17 protein-coding genes and 2 pseudogenes are annotated in these 15135 nt (G+C 41.0%); 13 read left to right on the forward strand and 6 right to left on the reverse strand.

Annotated features, from left to right (window positions below):
* Window positions 1-51: 51 nt before the first annotated feature.
* Window positions 52-483 (reverse strand): TerB family tellurite resistance protein, encoded by a 432-nt coding sequence (locus tag ACSLFW_RS02185; protein WP_436554451.1) that lies wholly within the window; start codon window positions 481-483, stop codon window positions 52-54.
* Window positions 484-653: 170 nt separating this feature from the next.
* Between ACSLFW_RS02185 and ACSLFW_RS02190 the strand changes: the two genes are divergently transcribed.
* The 3 genes from ACSLFW_RS02190 (at window position 654) to ACSLFW_RS02200 (ending at window position 3315) form a co-directional block, all read left to right on the forward strand.
* The gene (locus ACSLFW_RS02190) at window positions 654-1238 is read left to right on the forward strand and encodes a HupE/UreJ family protein (RefSeq protein WP_436554452.1); all 585 of its coding nucleotides are present in this window, start codon (window positions 654-656) and stop codon (window positions 1236-1238) included.
* A 70-nt stretch (window positions 1239-1308) separates the two neighbouring features.
* Entirely contained in the window at window positions 1309-1740 is a 432-nt protein-coding gene (locus ACSLFW_RS02195; RefSeq protein WP_436554453.1) for a deoxycytidylate deaminase, read from the forward strand.
* Window positions 1741-3315 carry a S41 family peptidase gene (locus tag ACSLFW_RS02200; protein ID WP_436554454.1) on the forward strand — a complete coding sequence of 525 codons (1575 nt, stop codon included), beginning with the start codon at window positions 1741-1743 and terminating at the stop codon, window positions 3313-3315.
* Window positions 3316-3428: 113 nt separating this feature from the next.
* Here ACSLFW_RS02200 and ACSLFW_RS02205 read toward each other — a convergent pair whose 3' ends face one another.
* The 3 genes and pseudogenes from ACSLFW_RS02205 to ACSLFW_RS02215 all read right to left on the reverse strand — a co-directional run bounded on the left by ACSLFW_RS02205 (window position 3429) and on the right by ACSLFW_RS02215 (window position 4853).
* Window positions 3429-4037, reverse strand: a complete 609-nt coding sequence (locus ACSLFW_RS02205; RefSeq protein WP_436554455.1) for an FAD-dependent oxidoreductase — start codon at window positions 4035-4037, stop codon at window positions 3429-3431.
* 3 nt (window positions 4038-4040) lie between these two features.
* Window positions 4041-4241 (reverse strand): hypothetical protein, encoded by a 201-nt coding sequence (locus ACSLFW_RS02210; protein ID WP_436554456.1) that lies wholly within the window; start codon window positions 4239-4241, stop codon window positions 4041-4043.
* A gap of 41 nt (window positions 4242-4282) precedes the next feature.
* A pseudogene (locus tag ACSLFW_RS02215) lies at window positions 4283-4853 on the reverse strand (MarC family protein).
* A gap of 217 nt (window positions 4854-5070) precedes the next feature.
* Here ACSLFW_RS02215 and ACSLFW_RS02220 point away from each other — a divergent pair.
* The gene (locus ACSLFW_RS02220) at window positions 5071-5496 is read left to right on the forward strand and encodes a ferritin-like domain-containing protein (protein WP_436554457.1); all 426 of its coding nucleotides are present in this window, start codon (window positions 5071-5073) and stop codon (window positions 5494-5496) included.
* A gap of 136 nt (window positions 5497-5632) precedes the next feature.
* Complete coding sequence (locus tag ACSLFW_RS02225) at window positions 5633-6085, forward strand: hypothetical protein (RefSeq protein ID WP_436554458.1); 453 nt, start codon at window positions 5633-5635, stop codon at window positions 6083-6085.
* On the opposite strand, the gene ACSLFW_RS02230 is transcribed toward ACSLFW_RS02225, so the two are convergent.
* Window positions 6082-6282: a hypothetical protein gene (locus ACSLFW_RS02230; protein ID WP_436554459.1), complete on the reverse strand. Its 201-nt coding sequence runs from the start codon at window positions 6280-6282 to the stop codon at window positions 6082-6084. The two genes, ACSLFW_RS02225 and ACSLFW_RS02230, sit on opposite strands and share 4 nt — an antisense overlap.
* Before the next feature lie 411 nt (window positions 6283-6693).
* On the opposite strand from ACSLFW_RS02230, the gene ACSLFW_RS02235 reads away from it, so the two are divergent.
* The 6 genes from ACSLFW_RS02235 (at window position 6694) to ACSLFW_RS02260 (ending at window position 9959) form a co-directional block, all read left to right on the forward strand.
* Window positions 6694-8082 carry an ammonium transporter gene (locus tag ACSLFW_RS02235; protein ID WP_436554460.1) on the forward strand — a complete coding sequence of 463 codons (1389 nt, stop codon included), beginning with the start codon at window positions 6694-6696 and terminating at the stop codon, window positions 8080-8082.
* A 96-nt stretch (window positions 8083-8178) separates the two neighbouring features.
* Entirely contained in the window at window positions 8179-8682 is a 504-nt protein-coding gene (locus ACSLFW_RS02240; protein ID WP_436554461.1) for a nuclear transport factor 2 family protein, read from the forward strand.
* Window positions 8683-8876: 194 nt separating this feature from the next.
* Entirely contained in the window at window positions 8877-9137 is a 261-nt protein-coding gene (locus ACSLFW_RS02245; protein WP_436554462.1) for a hypothetical protein, read from the forward strand.
* A complete protein-coding gene (locus ACSLFW_RS02250) occupies window positions 9121-9312 on the forward strand; it encodes a hypothetical protein (RefSeq protein WP_436554463.1) in 192 nt (63 codons plus the stop codon). The genes ACSLFW_RS02245 and ACSLFW_RS02250 overlap by 17 nt, the downstream gene beginning before the upstream one ends.
* An 18-nt stretch (window positions 9313-9330) precedes the next feature.
* Window positions 9331-9660: a hypothetical protein gene (locus ACSLFW_RS02255; RefSeq protein WP_436554464.1), complete on the forward strand. Its 330-nt coding sequence runs from the start codon at window positions 9331-9333 to the stop codon at window positions 9658-9660.
* Window positions 9657-9959: a hypothetical protein gene (locus tag ACSLFW_RS02260; protein ID WP_436554465.1), complete on the forward strand. Its 303-nt coding sequence runs from the start codon at window positions 9657-9659 to the stop codon at window positions 9957-9959. Before ACSLFW_RS02255 ends, ACSLFW_RS02260 begins: the two co-directional genes overlap by 4 nt.
* Before the next feature lie 17 nt (window positions 9960-9976).
* Here the strand turns inward: ACSLFW_RS02260 and ACSLFW_RS02265 are convergent, their stop codons facing one another.
* Window positions 9977-10927 (reverse strand): L-threonine 3-dehydrogenase, encoded by a 951-nt coding sequence (locus tag ACSLFW_RS02265; RefSeq protein WP_436554466.1) that lies wholly within the window; start codon window positions 10925-10927, stop codon window positions 9977-9979.
* Between the two features lie 141 nt (window positions 10928-11068).
* Here ACSLFW_RS02265 and ACSLFW_RS02270 point away from each other — a divergent pair, with 141 nt between their 5' ends.
* Together ACSLFW_RS02270 and mfd are read left to right on the forward strand one after the other, a co-directional pair.
* On the forward strand, window positions 11069-11674 hold the full coding sequence (locus ACSLFW_RS02270) for a hypothetical protein (protein ID WP_436554467.1): 606 nt from the start codon (window positions 11069-11071) through the stop codon (window positions 11672-11674).
* 47 nt (window positions 11675-11721) lie between these two features.
* Window positions 11722-15026, forward strand: a pseudogene (gene mfd / locus ACSLFW_RS02275) (transcription-repair coupling factor).
* The last annotated feature ends 109 nt before the right edge of the window (window positions 15027-15135 follow it).

Raw genomic sequence — 15135 nt, forward strand, 5'->3', positions numbered from 1 at the left:
ATTCTGGATTTTTTATTTGAAATTGCTATTGATTTTTGAAATTGCTATTGCTTATCTGTTCATATGCGTCATTTCCCAAAGGAAAGTATCCAGATCAACATTCAAAACCAACAACGACAACGCTTTGTCAACAATATAATGAACGTTGCCCGGCGTAAATCCTAATGCCAGTGCAAAACGCGTCAGGATTTCTTTCTGGCGTTGCCCGAGCACGTGATCGGCATATACCATTCTCGACAAATCGTACAAACGCTCTAGTCTTTGTGTGTGCAAATACGGCGGATTGATTGGGTATTTCAAAGGGTTTTCAAGGATTTCCGCATATTCTGCGTCCGAAATTTCCAATTGCATCGCGAGTTTGTCAAGGAAGTGTCTTTCTTCTTCACTCAAATGACCGTTTTCCATCGCAACTCTTACGATAGACGAAAAGTGGCCTTTATTTCTGTTTTTGAATCCGCTGTCGAATAATTCTGAGAATGACATAGTGTGTGTTTTAATTTAATGCAAATATAATTTGTATTTCGATTTTTGGGCGCAGTTATTAAAGAAATTTATGACTTTTAACCTGCAAAAATGCATTTCAAAGTACATTTGGCTTCCATATCAAAAATAATTGTAAGTTTGGAAACCCTAAATTTATTAAACCTGCAATTATGTCTGAATTCTGGATATATTTTGAAATCGGCCTGAGGCATATTCTCGACATCAAAGCCTACGACCACATCCTGTTTTTGATTGCACTTACCGTTCCTTACGCCTTTAAAGACTGGAAAAAAGTGCTTATCCTTGTGACCATTTTTACACTTGCCCATACGGTTGCTTTGGCACTTTCTGCATTCAATTGGGTGGTGATAAAAGTCAGCCTTACCGCTTTTCTGATTCCGGTGATTATTTTGATTACCGCGCTTTTTCATCTTTTTACGGCCGGGAAAAGTTCAAAGAACGAAAGCATCAGCATTATCGGATTCATTTCGCTTTTCTTCGGGATCGTACACGGATTGGGTTATGCGGAACATTTCAGGACTTTGGCACCCGCTTCCGGAAAATTAATTCCGATGCTTGAAATTTCACTCGGGATAGAAACGGCGCAAATCATTGTTGTAATTGTCGTATTGATTTTATCGTATATCGTACAAACGTTTTTCCGTTTCTCAAAACGCGACTGGACGCTCGTAATGTCGGCATTCGTCATCGGTGTCGTGCTTCCGATGATTATCGCGAGTGAAATCTGGAAATAAATTAACAACTGATATTCAAAAAACTGCAGAAATAAATCTATTTTCGCAAATTCGGTTTTCAAACGTAATAATGAGCAGCAAAAAACTAAATAAATATGACAAAGCTTATCTGCGGATTGCCCGCGAATGGAGCCGTTTGTCGTATTGCAAACGCAAGCAGGTAGGTGCGATTATCGTAAAAGACCGCATGATTATTTCTGACGGTTATAACGGAACGCCATCGGGATTTGAAAATTGCTGCGAAGACGACGGCGGACTCACGCAATGGTATGTCCTGCATGCTGAAGCGAATGCGATCCTCAAAGTCGCCCGGTCGACGCAATCCTGCGAAGGTGCAACCTTGTATATTACACTTTCTCCGTGCCGCGAATGCAGCAAACTGATTCACCAATCCGGAATCAGGCGCGTGGTTTACAACAATGGCTACCGCGACGATTCGGGAATCGATTTCCTCATAAAGGCCGGCGTTGAAGTAGAATTTATCCCAGAACTTGACGACTAAATGAAAAAAGACAATATTTATCTTCCGATTTTAATTTTTTCGACATTGGCGTTGGGTGTGCTGCTGGGCACTTTACTGAATTTTCCCGTTCCCGGAGCCGGAATGACGCAAAACGCGCACAAAGACAAACTCAACAAACTCATTGATTTTATTGACAACGAATATGTCGACAGCGTGAATACCGATTCGATTGTCGATTTGACGGTCAACAATATTTTAGACAAGCTTGACCCGCATTCTGTTTACATCGCGCAGAATGAAATGGAGGAAGTTTCCCAAAGCATGAAAGGCGATTTTGTCGGCATCGGCATTAATTTTTTCATGTATAAGGATACGGTTTCGGTCATCAAACCTGTTGAAGGCCGTTCGTCTGAAAAAGCAGGAATCAAAGCCGGCGATAGGATCTTATATGCCGGAAAAGACAAAATATTCGGAAAAAAATTCAATTCTGACAGCTTATTTTCAAAACTGAAAGGCAAGGAAGGCTCTGAAGTCGAACTCACGATTTACAGAAAAACCGAGCATAAAACTTTTAAAGTCAAAGTAAAACGCGATGTCGTGGCGCTAAAAAGCGTTGATGTGGCGATGATGCTGAACAAGACTTTAGGTTACATCAAAGTGAACCGATTTGCCGAAACTACTTATGGTGAATTCCATGACGGATTGGTCAAATTGAAAAAACTCGGTGCGACTTCGCTTGTGGTCGACCTGCGTGATAACGGCGGCGGTTACCTCGAAAAAGCCGTTGAAATGGCAGATGATTTCCTCAAAGACAAACAACTTATCGTTTTTACAAAAAACAAAAAAGGCAGGATTGACAAGACTTTCGCCACTGAAAAAGGCAGTTTTGAAAATGGGAAATTGTATGTGTTAATCAATGAAAATTCTGCTTCGGCGAGTGAGATTTTTGCAGGTGCCATCCAGGATAATGACCGTGGCACCATCGTTGGAAGACGTTCTTTCGGCAAAGGATTAGTGCAACGTGAAATGGCTTTCGGCGACGGTTCGGCAGTGAGGTTGACGGTCGCAAGATATTATACGCCAACAGGTCGTTCCATCCAAAAATCATATAAAAAAGGAAAAGAAGCTTATTTCAAGGAATTCGACCATCGCTTTGAAACCGGCGAATTGTACAAAAAAGACAGCATCAAAATCGCCGATACTTTGAAATTCAAAACCCCGAAAGGGCGCATTGTTTACGGAGGCGGCGGCATCGTTCCGGATATTTTTGTGCCTTTGGAAACTGAGCACGGACTCGAAAGCATCGGCTACATTATGCAATCGGGCATTGTCGGGAATTTCGTTTTTGAGCAATTGGAAAAAGACAGGAAATCATTTAACGGATTGACTTTTGAGCAATTCCTCACAAAAATGAACGCAACGGATGTCTATTTTAAAAACTTCGCCAATTACTTATATCGCGAAGGACTTACTTTAAAATTAGATCATTCCAAATCATTGGTCAAAAGATATCTCAATGCAGAGTTCGCCAAGCAACTTTATGGCGAAGAGAAATATTACGAAATCACTTTGAAAGAAGATGCGATGCTAAAAGCAGTTGAAGAAATTAAATAGCGTAATATTAAAACACAAATTTACTTCGTCAATTCGCCTTACGGCTCGGGTCACAAATTTGCACAGATTTAATTCGTGTGAATTTGTGGAATTCGTGTTATATAAAAGTTCATTTATTTCCTGACACTGTCGTGCGACTGGCTTTGAACGCCATTATTCCACTCCGTCAAAATATCAGTTGCTACTTCTGCCCTGCTTCCGGCGGCAATTGACAATTGGCTTCTTGAACCAGCCAAAGTTCCGGCGACATAAATGCCTGCAGCGACTTTATGATCAACATTTTTTAACTGGATGCGGTTTTTTTCAGGAACGGATTTTTTGTGCGGCTCAACATAATCCATCAAACCTTCAATGTAGAAAGTATTGGTATAACCGACAGCCACTACAATGCTTTTGGTTTTGTATTCGCCCTTATTGGTTACAACAGAAAACTCAGGAAACTGCCCTTCGATTTTCATGACTTTTTCATTGGGAATTTGCGACACATGCGGATACAAATGTTCAAGTTGCTCAAGCGTTTCCGAAAGCAATTCAGAACCTAGTTTTCCTGCTGGGATTCCGTAAGCATTATTATAAAGGCCGTCCTGAAGTGAGCTTCCTTTCTGGTGCGTAAAAATTCCTATTTTTTTGTCTGCGACGTACGCTTTATTGTGGGCAGAACCCAAAACCAGCGCACATGATACTCCGGCGACACCGCCGCCAATAATCAAAATGTCGAACATGAATTAGTGATTTTTTGTTTTTTCCTGAACCAGTTTAGACATCCTGAAAATAAGCAGGATAAAGATTGCGCAGAAAGAAGCAGCAACACCAATCAGTCCGACCAGACTTTCGCCCTCAAAAAGGTTCCCGAAATCGAGTAATGTTACATTGAAAATAATCAATGCAAGCGCGATAAAGATCAATATGTTAGTGAAGATTTTCATTATTGAAGTGCGTTATTTTCAGTGAAATTAGTAAAAATTCATTAGTCAAACAAACCTTTAACATTAGCGGCGAATAATTTAACAGCAATCGCCAAAAGCACGACACCAAAGGTTTTCCTGACTATGCCGAGACCGTTTTTACCCAATATTTTTTCAATTTTGGAAGACGATTTTAAAACCGCATAAACAAGTATGATATTCAGGAAAATGGCGATAAGGATATTCCATGTATGATACTGGGCACGAAGCGACAGCAACGTTGTCATGGTTCCTGCGCCGGCAATTAACGGAAAGGCTATTGGTACTATTGACGCGGTGCCGGCTTCTTCATCTTTGTAAATACGTATGCCCAGAATCATCTCCAATGCCAGGAAAAACAATACAAAGGAACCCGCAACGGCAAATGAATTCACATCGATGCCGATTAAATTCAGCAATTCTTCTCCGACAAAAGAAAAACAACCATAATGACTCGGCCACAATCGAGGCTTTTTCAGATTCAATATGGCCATGTTTTGCCCTTAGATCGACGATAACCGGAATGGTTCCGACAATATCGATCACGGCAAAAAGCACCATTCCAACTGTAATTATCTCTCTGATATCCAACATGGTAAACTATTTTGGGTGTGCAAAATTATCGCATTTATTATGGGTTTAAGCTAAAATTGCGTTAATTTATTTTACGTAGTTTTTTAGAATTTGTTCAGTAGCATTTTGTCTCGCGTGATATCTTCATAAACTGCAACATATAACTAAAATTACATAACGCCTTTTTGTCAATTAAAGGAGAAATTTACACTTCAGTAAAACTTAAAAAATTGTACAAATGGACACTCAAAAAACTATTGCCGCACTCAACGAACTTGTTGAAATCAATAATGACCGCGTAGAAGGTTATGAAACCGCATCTTCTGAAACAAAAGCCGCAGACTTGAAAGGGCTTTTTTCAGGATTGCAGGCGACCAGCCAGAAAAATTTAAGTGCATTGCGCGCCGAAGTTTCAAAATTAGGCGGAACGCCCGAAGAAGGCACCCGGGTTTCAGGAAAATTCTTCCGCGCCTGGATGGATGTGAAAGCAGCTTTATCAACAGACGAACGCCAAACGGTACTCAATTCATGTGAATTCGGCGAAGACAAAGCACTTGAAGCTTATGAGCACGTATTGGAATCACATACAGACGTGTTATCAACTGAACAAATCGCGATGATTCGCGAACAGCAATCCGCTTTAAGGGCCATCACGATCGGGTAAAAGCTTTACGCGACGCAGCATAAAAATAAAAGCCTCCTTAACGGAGGTTTTTTTACACCATAATCCTGCAATAAATAGCTAAAATATTACAAAATGATTTCCGCTATAAATGGTAATTTTACTTAAAATCTTTATTATGGACAGTTTTACTTTTCAGCATGACATTGAAACTTTTTGCGTAACGGCCACTTCCTTTCCCGATGGTATTGAAGCAGCATTCAGTGAATTGAGGGCCATTTTGCCACCACACGAAAACAGGCACTTCTATGGTATTTCGTGGCGCGGCGAAGATGGCAACATTATTTATAAGGCCGCGGCTGAAGTTTTAGATTCTGATGAAAATTTCATGCATCATGACCTACAACGATTCACGATAAAAACTGGACCATACAATACTTTTTACATCCCGGATTTCCGCAATCATATGGCCGAAATACCAAAAGCATTCGAATTGCTCTTAAAACAGCACGAAGTCGACCCAAATGGTTATTGCCTTGAATGGTATTTTGACGATAAAGATGTAAAATGCATGGTGCCGCTCGGAAAAGAATACCAGTCTTTTACGGGTTTGAACAAGGAATACAATTAGTATTTATCCCAGTTTTTCCGTACCCATTCCATAACCACTTCCTGTTTTACAATTCTCTCAGGCAATGATTCCCTGAGCATGCGTTCCATTTTAAGGCAACTGCAAATCTGCTTGAGGTGCCACAGCATCGCAAGTTGATTAATGAAATACAACATTTGACTTCCTTCATTGCGATCAAACCGTGTCTTGTCAGGCATACCGGATATTCGCGGATCATTTTCCGGATATTGGTCCAGTCATAGTCCTCAAATTGCATATCGGTTGTTGTAAATAAATACATATTCTTGTTTTCTATAATACTCATAGCGCTGACAGGTTTAGTTTGGGGTAAAAATGTAACCTGGGAAACATACGGATTTTTTTTTTATTTCCATTAGGTAGAAATACCTGATTTTTTGATTTTTGACACACTATAATTTTGACATTAGAAAATCCTCAGATTAAATATTTCTTAATTTTTAACCAAATACCCCTATAAAAATTTACATTCTTTATTAAATTTTTTCTATTTTTAATTTTAACCCATATTTTTTAAGGGGCATCGATTAATATTTTAAAAATTACTATTTTTACGACTCAATTATTATTTTAAATAAACCGATGTCGTTATGAAAATTGAAAAACGCTGGATTATCTCATTCCTCATCATATCTGCCGCAGCTATAGCCGGATTATTCTGGCCTGAAGCTGTTGAAACACCTGAAATCTTATCCCAATTCGGGAAAACAGAAGATATCGTTCCCGCCGACGTCGCCTGGCTGCTCACTGCTTCGTGCCTTGTATTATTGATGACGCCCGGGCTTTCGTTCTTTTATGGCGGCATGGTCGGCAAGAAAAATGTCATTTCAACTATGCTGCAGAGTTTTATATGCCTTGGCGTTGTGACTTTACTTTGGGTGATTGTGGGATTCAGCCTTGCATTTGGCGATCCAATCGGATTTCACATTGATGGCAGGTTTTACAGCGTAGTCGGCAATCCGTTTTCTTTTGCTTTTATGGACCATGTTGGTGTTTTGCCGCATTTGAAAATGGCTTCGACCATTCCGTTTATGTTGTTCGCATTGTTCCAGATGAAATTTGCAATTATTACACCGGCAATCATCACCGGTTCTTTCGCCGAACGTGTGCGGTTCATTTCTTATCTGTTTTTTATATGCCTGTTCACCTTGTTGATTTATGCACCGCTTTGCCATTCTGTCTGGCATCCGAACGGAATTTTAGGCACTTATTTCGGTGTAAAGGATTTCGCCGGAGGAACAGTCGTACATATGAGCGCCGGATTTGCAGCCCTCGCAGGCGTTTTGGTTTTAGGGAAAAGAAAAAACAGCAGCCATATTCCAACCAATATTCCTTTTGTACTACTGGGAACAGGAATGCTTTGGTTTGGCTGGTTCGGTTTCAACGCCGGTTCTGCTCTTGCCGCTAACGGAACTGCGGCCATGGCTTTCGCAACCACTACCACCGCATCAGCAGCAGCAATGCTTACCTGGATATTTTTTGAAAGATTAAACGGACGGAAAGTTTCTGCACTCGGAGCCTGTGTAGGTGCTGTCGTCGGTTTGGTTGCCATTACTCCGGCGGCAGGCTATGTGACGGTGCCGCAAAGCATATTTTTCGGGTTTATTACCGCAATTGTTTCCAACCTGGTGCTGAATGCAAAAGCGATGAAAAAAATCGATGACACACTCGACGTTTTTGCCTGCCACGGCGTTGGCGGCATTATGGGAATGATTCTCACCGCGATATTTGCCCAAGGCGAAAATGCAAGCCTTTTGCATGGCGGATGGAATGTTTTCGCACACCATATGATGGCGCTCCTATTGGTTTCTGCTTTTACTTTCTTTGGATCGATAATTTTATTCAGGATTACCAATGCTATAATTCCGTTAAGGGTCTCCGAAGCATCCGAACAACTCGGCCTCGATATTTCCCAACACGACGAAAGCCTCGACCCCAACAGACACGTACCAATGACGATTCTGGATCTGGCGAAATAAAGAAACACACTAAACCTGCATAACTACCTGATTCTCCATTCGATAATTTCGTTTGGAGAATTTTTGTATTTTTAAAGGAATTTTGAAAAAAATAAAATGAAAAAACTCATAATCCTCATTGCAATAATTTGCTGCAGCAATTTAAATGCACAACAAAAAATCGAAGGCGAGACTGGCGAAATCGTCAAAGTTTTAAACGCCTGGCACAAAGCTGCAGCTGAAGCAAAATTTGACGCCTATTTCAAGCTAATGACAAGTGACGCCGTTTTTGTCGGTACAGACGCCACTGAACATTGGGATCTAGAAGCTTTCAAAGCTTTTGCAAAACCTTATTTCGACAAAGGAAAAGCGTGGAATTTCACACCGCTCCAAAGAAATATCTACACCAATGAAAGCGGCGACATCGCATGGTTTGACGAATTGCTCGACACACAGATGAAAATCTGCCGCGGTTCAGGCATTTTGAAAAAACAAAACGGAAAATGGAAAATCGCGCATTATGTACTTTCAATTGCGATTCCGAATGATCAGATTGATGAAGTTGTCAAAATAAAATCAGCTTTCGACGATAATTTCATAAAAAGCATCGGACAGAAATAAAATCCTGATTTAACCAAATATTAAGGCTCACCGTAATGATACGTTGGGCCTTTTTTATGCTTTTTTTCTTACACTATTTAAAACAGATATAAATAAACGATTTTATACATTTTTTTTAATTTTTTGAAAACCACAAAAAGATTAGCGGCGTAAATAAGAAAAACCCAACAATTTTAACAAATAAATTACTTCAAATGAAAATCAACAAAAAAGTAAAAATCGCAATAAGCAGCATCCTCGGCGTCTTCTTATTGCTGTTTGTGGTATTGGTGGTGCATATAGTGCTCGCCAAACCCGTCGAAATTGACAACGCAACACTGCAGATCAGCAGAATCGACTTTAAAGAGCCAATCGATGCTGCAAAAGAAAAAGAAATTCACCGCGATATGAAAAGCATCCCCGGCGTCATCAACCCAAAATTTTTTCCGGGAAAACGTATTGGTTTATTTCCATGACATGAAAGTCGTGAATTCTGAACAAGTATTCAACCAATTGATGGCGAAAGGCAATTACAAAGCCGAGCGACTGATAATCCCGCAAAATATTGCATCGAAAGGCGTTTGTCCTGTGATGAACCAGAACAGCTTCAGCTACAAATTTTCAAGAGGCATCCAGCATTTATTTAATTAATCCACTAATACTAATCTTATGACAAAATTTACCAAAATCGCAATTTTTACCATGATTCTCGGGGCGGGAACGTTTTTTACGGCCTGTAACAGCAATGATGATTCTGATCCGCCTGCAGCACCTACACTTTATGAAAAACTTGGTGGCGAAACCATGGTTTCAGATCCAAGGAATCCCGGACAAATGATTGAGCACGGCCGTTTGAGCTATCGTTCAGTCGTCGACACTACCATTACCTTAATTGTTGCTGATATTGTTGCCGACAACCCGGGCAATTTTGGCAATCATTTCGCTCCATTGGCCGGAGAAGTTTTCGGTCAGAATAACACAACAACCTGGCGAGATTGAGTGATAATCTTACCGATTTCTTCTCTTACAATACCGGCGGCACAAATGCTGTCAATACGTATTCCGAACTTGACATGGCAAGTGCGCATAATCCTGCTGTCAACACGAGGATGGGTGTTAAAGCCACCGCTGCAGATTATACCAAATTTGAAAATTACGTAGTTGCGGCAGCCCATGCAAATGGTGTTACCGATGCAGAAATTGTTGGTGAAGTCGGCACTGTCCTTGAATCTTTAAGATCGACAATCGTACAGGCCCTTAAATTAAAAATCTGTCTGAATCGAAAACGCCACATCTAACAATGTGGCGTTTTTATTTAATGCTTTACGTCTTTCAGGTGCATCAGCATGTCTGTCGTCATTGACGGCAAATCGAATTCGTGCTGCCAACCCCAATCAGTCCTTGCAGCGCTGTCATCAATGCTTGCGGGCCAGCTGTCGGCGATTTTCTGGCGGAAATCAGGCGCATATGAAATCGTAAATTCCGGAATGTGTTTTTTGATTTCTTCGGCGATTTCTTCGGGTGTAAAACTCATAGCCGCTAAATTATAAGACGAATGAATTTTTATCTTTTCAGCCGGAGCTTGCATAATCGAAATCGTTGCGCGAATCGCATCATCCATATACATCATCGGCATTTTGGTATCTTCGGATAAAAAGCACTCGTATTTTTTATCAGAAAGCGCTTTGTAATAAATGTCAACGGCATAATCTGTAGTGCCGCCGCCCGGAGGCGAAGACCAGCTGATCAGTCCCGGATATCTGATGCTGCGCACATCGACGCCGAAAATATTGTGGTAATATTCACACCATCTTTCACCAGCCTGCTTGCTGATGCCGTAAACCGTCGATGGCTCCATGATGGTATATTGCGGCGTATTTTCACGTGGTGTAGTCGTTCCGAAAACGGCAATACTCGAAGGCCAGAAAATCTTTTTTATCTTTTTAGCTTTGGCGAGGTTCAATACGTGGAATAAAGAATTCATATTCAAATCCCAGGCAAATGCCGGATTTTTTTCGGCTGTAGCCGACAGCAATGCGGCCATTAAATACACTTCGTCGATTTCATATTTTTCGACCAAATGCTCAATCTGATTAAAGTCTAATGCATTGACGACCTCGAATGGCCCTGAATTGACGACATCGATATTGAGCTTGCGGATGTCAGAAGCGATTACATTTTCTACACCATAAACTGCCCTTAATTTTTGCGTAAGCTCCGTACCGATTTGTCCGCAGGCACCGATGATTAATATTTTCGTACTCATAGTTTGTGTGTTTGTTGAACAAAGATAACGTTTTCGAAAATGATGGAAGCGGAAATTCAGTGCTAAAAAAACAATAAATTTCTACGCAACTTCCGCACTTTATTACTAGAAACAGTAACTTTGTAATCCAAATAAAAACAGATGAAAATCAGTTATTACAGTATAATTTTGGTAGTTCTGATGGCTTTTTCGTGCCAGGATGATGCCGCGAAACGCGACGCCGAAAAACAAAAAGACATTAAGAAAAAGGAAGCCATTTTTACGGTCATTAACAATTCGTGGAATTTTACCGAACGCCCATTGAACCCACAAACCCAGGCACTCATTAGCAATTGGGCCGAATGGCGTTTATTTTTAACCGATTTGCATCAAAAACCAAAAAGCTCTATCAGCGCTTTCAGGCAAAAAGCCATTGTTCTCGCCACCAGGGCCAATGACCTCAACAATAATATTCCGGAGAAATTTGCCAAACCTGAAATAAAAGCACGCATTGCCGCTTTGGTTTCAAAAGTACGCTCGCTGGATTTATACGTCAATTTGCGCGATATTCCGGCAGAAAAGATTCCGGTATTGATTGCAGAAATCAATGCGGAAATCCTGTCATTAACCACTCAAATGGAAGAAATTGTAGTGATAGAGCAGATTCCGGTTGAACAAGGCGAATCAGACATGATAAAAATGCTCGACACATCGCGCGCCATCCCATCCACCAGACCACAAAATAATATTTACAAGAAAATTAATTGAGTAAATCGGCCTTATTTAATAAATACGATAATGCTCCTAAAACCCGCATGATTGCTGACGCACTTGCGGTTCGGGAACAAAAGTTACACCTGAAGGGGCTTGTCGGTTCCTCGCTTTCGTTTGTCGTGAAAGCACTGTTTTTGCAGTCGGAAAATCCGTTTTTGTTTATCCTGAATGACAAGGAAGAAGCGGCTTATTATCTCAATGATCTGGAGCAGTTGGTCAACGACGAAGATGTGCTGTTTTATCCTGCGTTCTTACCGCAATCCATACCAGATTGAGGATACCGATAACGCCAATATTTTGTTGCGCGCTGAAGTGCTGAATCGCATCAATTCACGTAAAAAACCGGCAATAATCGTCACTTATCCCGAAGCGCTTTTTGAGAAAGTCGTCACCAAAAAGAACTCGACAAGAACACTTTGAAGGTTTCGGTGGGCGATAAGATTTCGATAGATTTTATCAACGAAGTTTTATTTGAATATGAATTCAGACGTGTTGATTTTATTACGGAACCCGGCGAATTTTCGGTTCGTGGCGGAATTATCGACGTGTTTTCGTTTTCGAATGAAAATCCATACCGCATTGAATTTTTCGGCAATGAAGTCGACAGCATCCGCAGTTTCGATGTCGAGACGCAATTGTCGATTGAAAGGCAGAAAAAAATCACAATCATTCCTAACGTTGAAAATAAATTCTTTCAGGAAAATCGCGAAAGTTTTCTCGATTACATCAATCCGAAGTCGGTTATTTTCATCAATAATACCGAAGGATTGCTGAGCAAACTCGACAAGCTCTTTGAAAAAGCAGGCTCGGTATTTGAAAAACTCAACAAGGAAATCAGGCACTTGGAACCAGAAAAATTATTCCTGAACCAGTCGTCATTCATCAAAAAGGCACTTGATTTTACGATTGCCGAAACCGGTTCAAAGGCGATTTTTAAAATCGAAAAGACTTTCGAATATTTCATTTTGCCGCAGCCTTCGTTCAACAAGCAGTTTGATTTGCTGCTCAATAATCTCGGCGAAAATCATTTCAACGGCATCAAAAATTATTTATTTTGTTCGAATGACCAGCAGGCGAAACGTTTTCATGACATCTTCGAAACTTTAGACGAAGCCAATTCTGAAAGCATCCGCAAGCAATACGAAACCATCACTTTGCCATTGTATCAGGGATTCATTGACGAAGAAAACCAGGTTGCCGTTTACACCGACCACCAGATTTTCGAGCGTTATCATAAATTCAGCATTAAAAACGGCTATTCGAAAAAGCAGACGATTACGTTAAAAGAACTCACGACCTTATCCGTCGGCGATTATGTCACGCACATCGATCACGGCATCGGGAAGTTTGGCGGTTTGCAGAAAATTCAGGTCGAAGGTAAAACGCAGGAAGCGATAAAACTCGTTTATGCCGATAACGATATTGTGTATGTAAGCATCCATTCGCTTCATAAAATCGCCAAATATAACGGAAAAGACGGTGCGCCGCCGAAGATTTACAAACTCGGTTCGAATGCCTGGAAAATCTTAAAGCAAAAAACGAAAGCGCGCGTTAAGCACATTGCTTTCAACTTAATTCAATTGTATGCCAAGCGTCGTTTGGAAAAAGGGTTTCAATTCAACCCCGACAGTTATCTCCAAATGGAGCTTGAAAGTTCGTTTATTTACGAAGACACGCCCGACCAGATCAAATCCACGCAGGACGTCAAAGCCGACATGGAAAGTGACCGCCCAATGGATCGTCTTGTTTGTGGTGACGTAGGTTTTGGAAAGACGGAAGTCGCCATTCGTGCCGCTTTCAAAGCCGTTGACAACGGAAAACAAGTCGCCGTTTTAGTGCCAACGACAATTTTGGCTTACCAGCATTATCGTACTTTTTCTGAACGCTTGAAGGAAATGCCGGTGACAATAGGTTACCTGAACCGTTTCCGTACCGCTAAAGAAAAATCAGAGACGCTGAAAGAACTTGCCGACGGCAAACTCGACATCATCATCGGAACGCACCAACTGGTCAATAAAAATGTGGTTTTTAAGGATTTGGGATTGCTCGTAATTGATGAAGAACAGAAATTTGGCGTAAATGTAAAGGACAAACTCAAGACAATTTCTGCCAATGTCGATACGCTGACCTTAACAGCAACGCCGATTCCGCGTACATTGCAATTTTCATTGATGGCAGCGCGGGATTTGTCTGTCATCACGACCCCGCCGCCAAATCGTTACCCCATTGAAACCAATGTTGTCGGTTTTAATGAAGAGTTGATTCGCGATGCAATCTCCTACGAAATACAAAGAAACGGGCAGGTTTTCTTCATCAACAACCGAATCGAAAATATCAAGGAAGTTGCCGGAATGATCCAGCGATTGGTTCCCGGAGCCCGCGTCGGAATTGGTCACGGCCAAATGGATGGGAAGAAACTCGAAGAATTGATGCTTGCCTTCATGAATGGTGAATTTGATGTTTTGGTTGCTACAACAATCATTGAAAGCGGACTCGACGTACCAAATGCCAATACGATTTTCATCAACAACGCGAATAATTTCGGACTTTCCGATCTGCACCAAATGCGCGGCCGCGTTGGGCGAAGCAATAAAAAGGCGTTCTGTTATTTCATTTGTCCGCCTTATTCGGCAATGACCGATGATGCGCGCAAGCGAATTCAGGCTCTGGAGCAATTCAGTGAGCTCGGCAGCGGATTCAACATCGCTATGAAAGACCTTGAAATCCGTGGCGCCGGAGATTTATTGGGCGGCGAACAAAGCGGATTTATCAATGAAATCGGTTTTGAAACCTACCAGAAAATCATGAACGAGGCGATTGAGGAATTGAAGGAAAATGAATTCAAGGATTTGTATGCCGATGAAAGTGACGACACCGAAAAAGAATACGTAAAAGACATCCAGATTGATACTGATTTTGAGTTGTTGTTTCCGGATGAATACATCAATAATATTTCCGAAAGGCTCAATTTATATAACGAACTGAGTTTGATCAAAGACGATGAAACACTTTCGGTTTACGAGAAAAACTCATCGACCGCTTTGGCGAATTGCCAAAACCGGCAAAAGCACTGCTGAATTCGATTCGCCTGAAATGGGTTGCCACGAAACTCGGCATTGAAAAACTGGTGATGAAACAGGGAAAGATGATTTGCTATTTTATTTCAGACCAGCAATCGGATTTTTACACTTCAAATCAGTTTCATAAAGTGCTGCAGTTTGTGCAGAAACATGGTCATTTGTGCAAAATGAAGGAAAAGCAGACGCCAAATGGATTGCGGCTTTTATTGACTTTTGAGAATGTGAAATCGATCAGGAAGGCGTTGGAGATGCTGGAGTTGATTTAGTGAAATTCCAAATAACAAATCCCAAAAAACAAATAAATACCAATTTCTAAAAATTCAAAAATCCCAAACCAGGTAACACGCGGGTTTGGGATTTATAATTTGTCTTTTG

It is taken from the genome of Flavobacterium sp. 3HN19-14 (assembly GCF_051373205.1).
Taxonomy (GTDB): Bacteria; Bacteroidota; Bacteroidia; order Flavobacteriales; family Flavobacteriaceae; genus Flavobacterium.

Bases quoted from the DNA above. Each gene is read 5' to 3' on its own strand.
- ACSLFW_RS02270 (WP_436554467.1), top strand. From the start codon at position 11,069: ATGAAAATCAGTTATTACAGTATAATTTTGGTAGTTCTGATGGCTTTT.
- ACSLFW_RS02230 (WP_436554459.1), bottom strand. From the start codon at position 6,282: ATGCCTGACAAGACACGGTTTGATCGCAATGAAGGAAGTCAAATGTTG.
- ACSLFW_RS02245 (WP_436554462.1), top strand. From the start codon at position 8,877: ATGAAAATCAACAAAAAAGTAAAAATCGCAATAAGCAGCATCCTCGGC.
- ACSLFW_RS02265 (WP_436554466.1), bottom strand. From the start codon at position 10,927: ATGAGTACGAAAATATTAATCATCGGTGCCTGCGGACAAATCGGTACG.
- ACSLFW_RS02240 (WP_436554461.1), top strand. From the start codon at position 8,179: ATGAAAAAACTCATAATCCTCATTGCAATAATTTGCTGCAGCAATTTA.
- ACSLFW_RS02235 (WP_436554460.1), top strand. From the start codon at position 6,694: ATGAAAATTGAAAAACGCTGGATTATCTCATTCCTCATCATATCTGCC.
- ACSLFW_RS02190 (WP_436554452.1), top strand. From the start codon at position 654: ATGTCTGAATTCTGGATATATTTTGAAATCGGCCTGAGGCATATTCTC.
- ACSLFW_RS02225 (WP_436554458.1), top strand. From the start codon at position 5,633: ATGGACAGTTTTACTTTTCAGCATGACATTGAAACTTTTTGCGTAACG.
- ACSLFW_RS02195 (WP_436554453.1), top strand. From the start codon at position 1,309: ATGAGCAGCAAAAAACTAAATAAATATGACAAAGCTTATCTGCGGATT.
- ACSLFW_RS02200 (WP_436554454.1), top strand. From the start codon at position 1,741: ATGAAAAAAGACAATATTTATCTTCCGATTTTAATTTTTTCGACATTG.
- ACSLFW_RS02255 (WP_436554464.1), top strand. From the start codon at position 9,331: ATGACAAAATTTACCAAAATCGCAATTTTTACCATGATTCTCGGGGCG.
- ACSLFW_RS02220 (WP_436554457.1), top strand. From the start codon at position 5,071: ATGGACACTCAAAAAACTATTGCCGCACTCAACGAACTTGTTGAAATC.
- ACSLFW_RS02205 (WP_436554455.1), bottom strand. From the start codon at position 4,037: ATGTTCGACATTTTGATTATTGGCGGCGGTGTCGCCGGAGTATCATGT.
- ACSLFW_RS02210 (WP_436554456.1), bottom strand. From the start codon at position 4,241: ATGAAAATCTTCACTAACATATTGATCTTTATCGCGCTTGCATTGATT.
- ACSLFW_RS02185 (WP_436554451.1), bottom strand. From the start codon at position 483: ATGTCATTCTCAGAATTATTCGACAGCGGATTCAAAAACAGAAATAAA.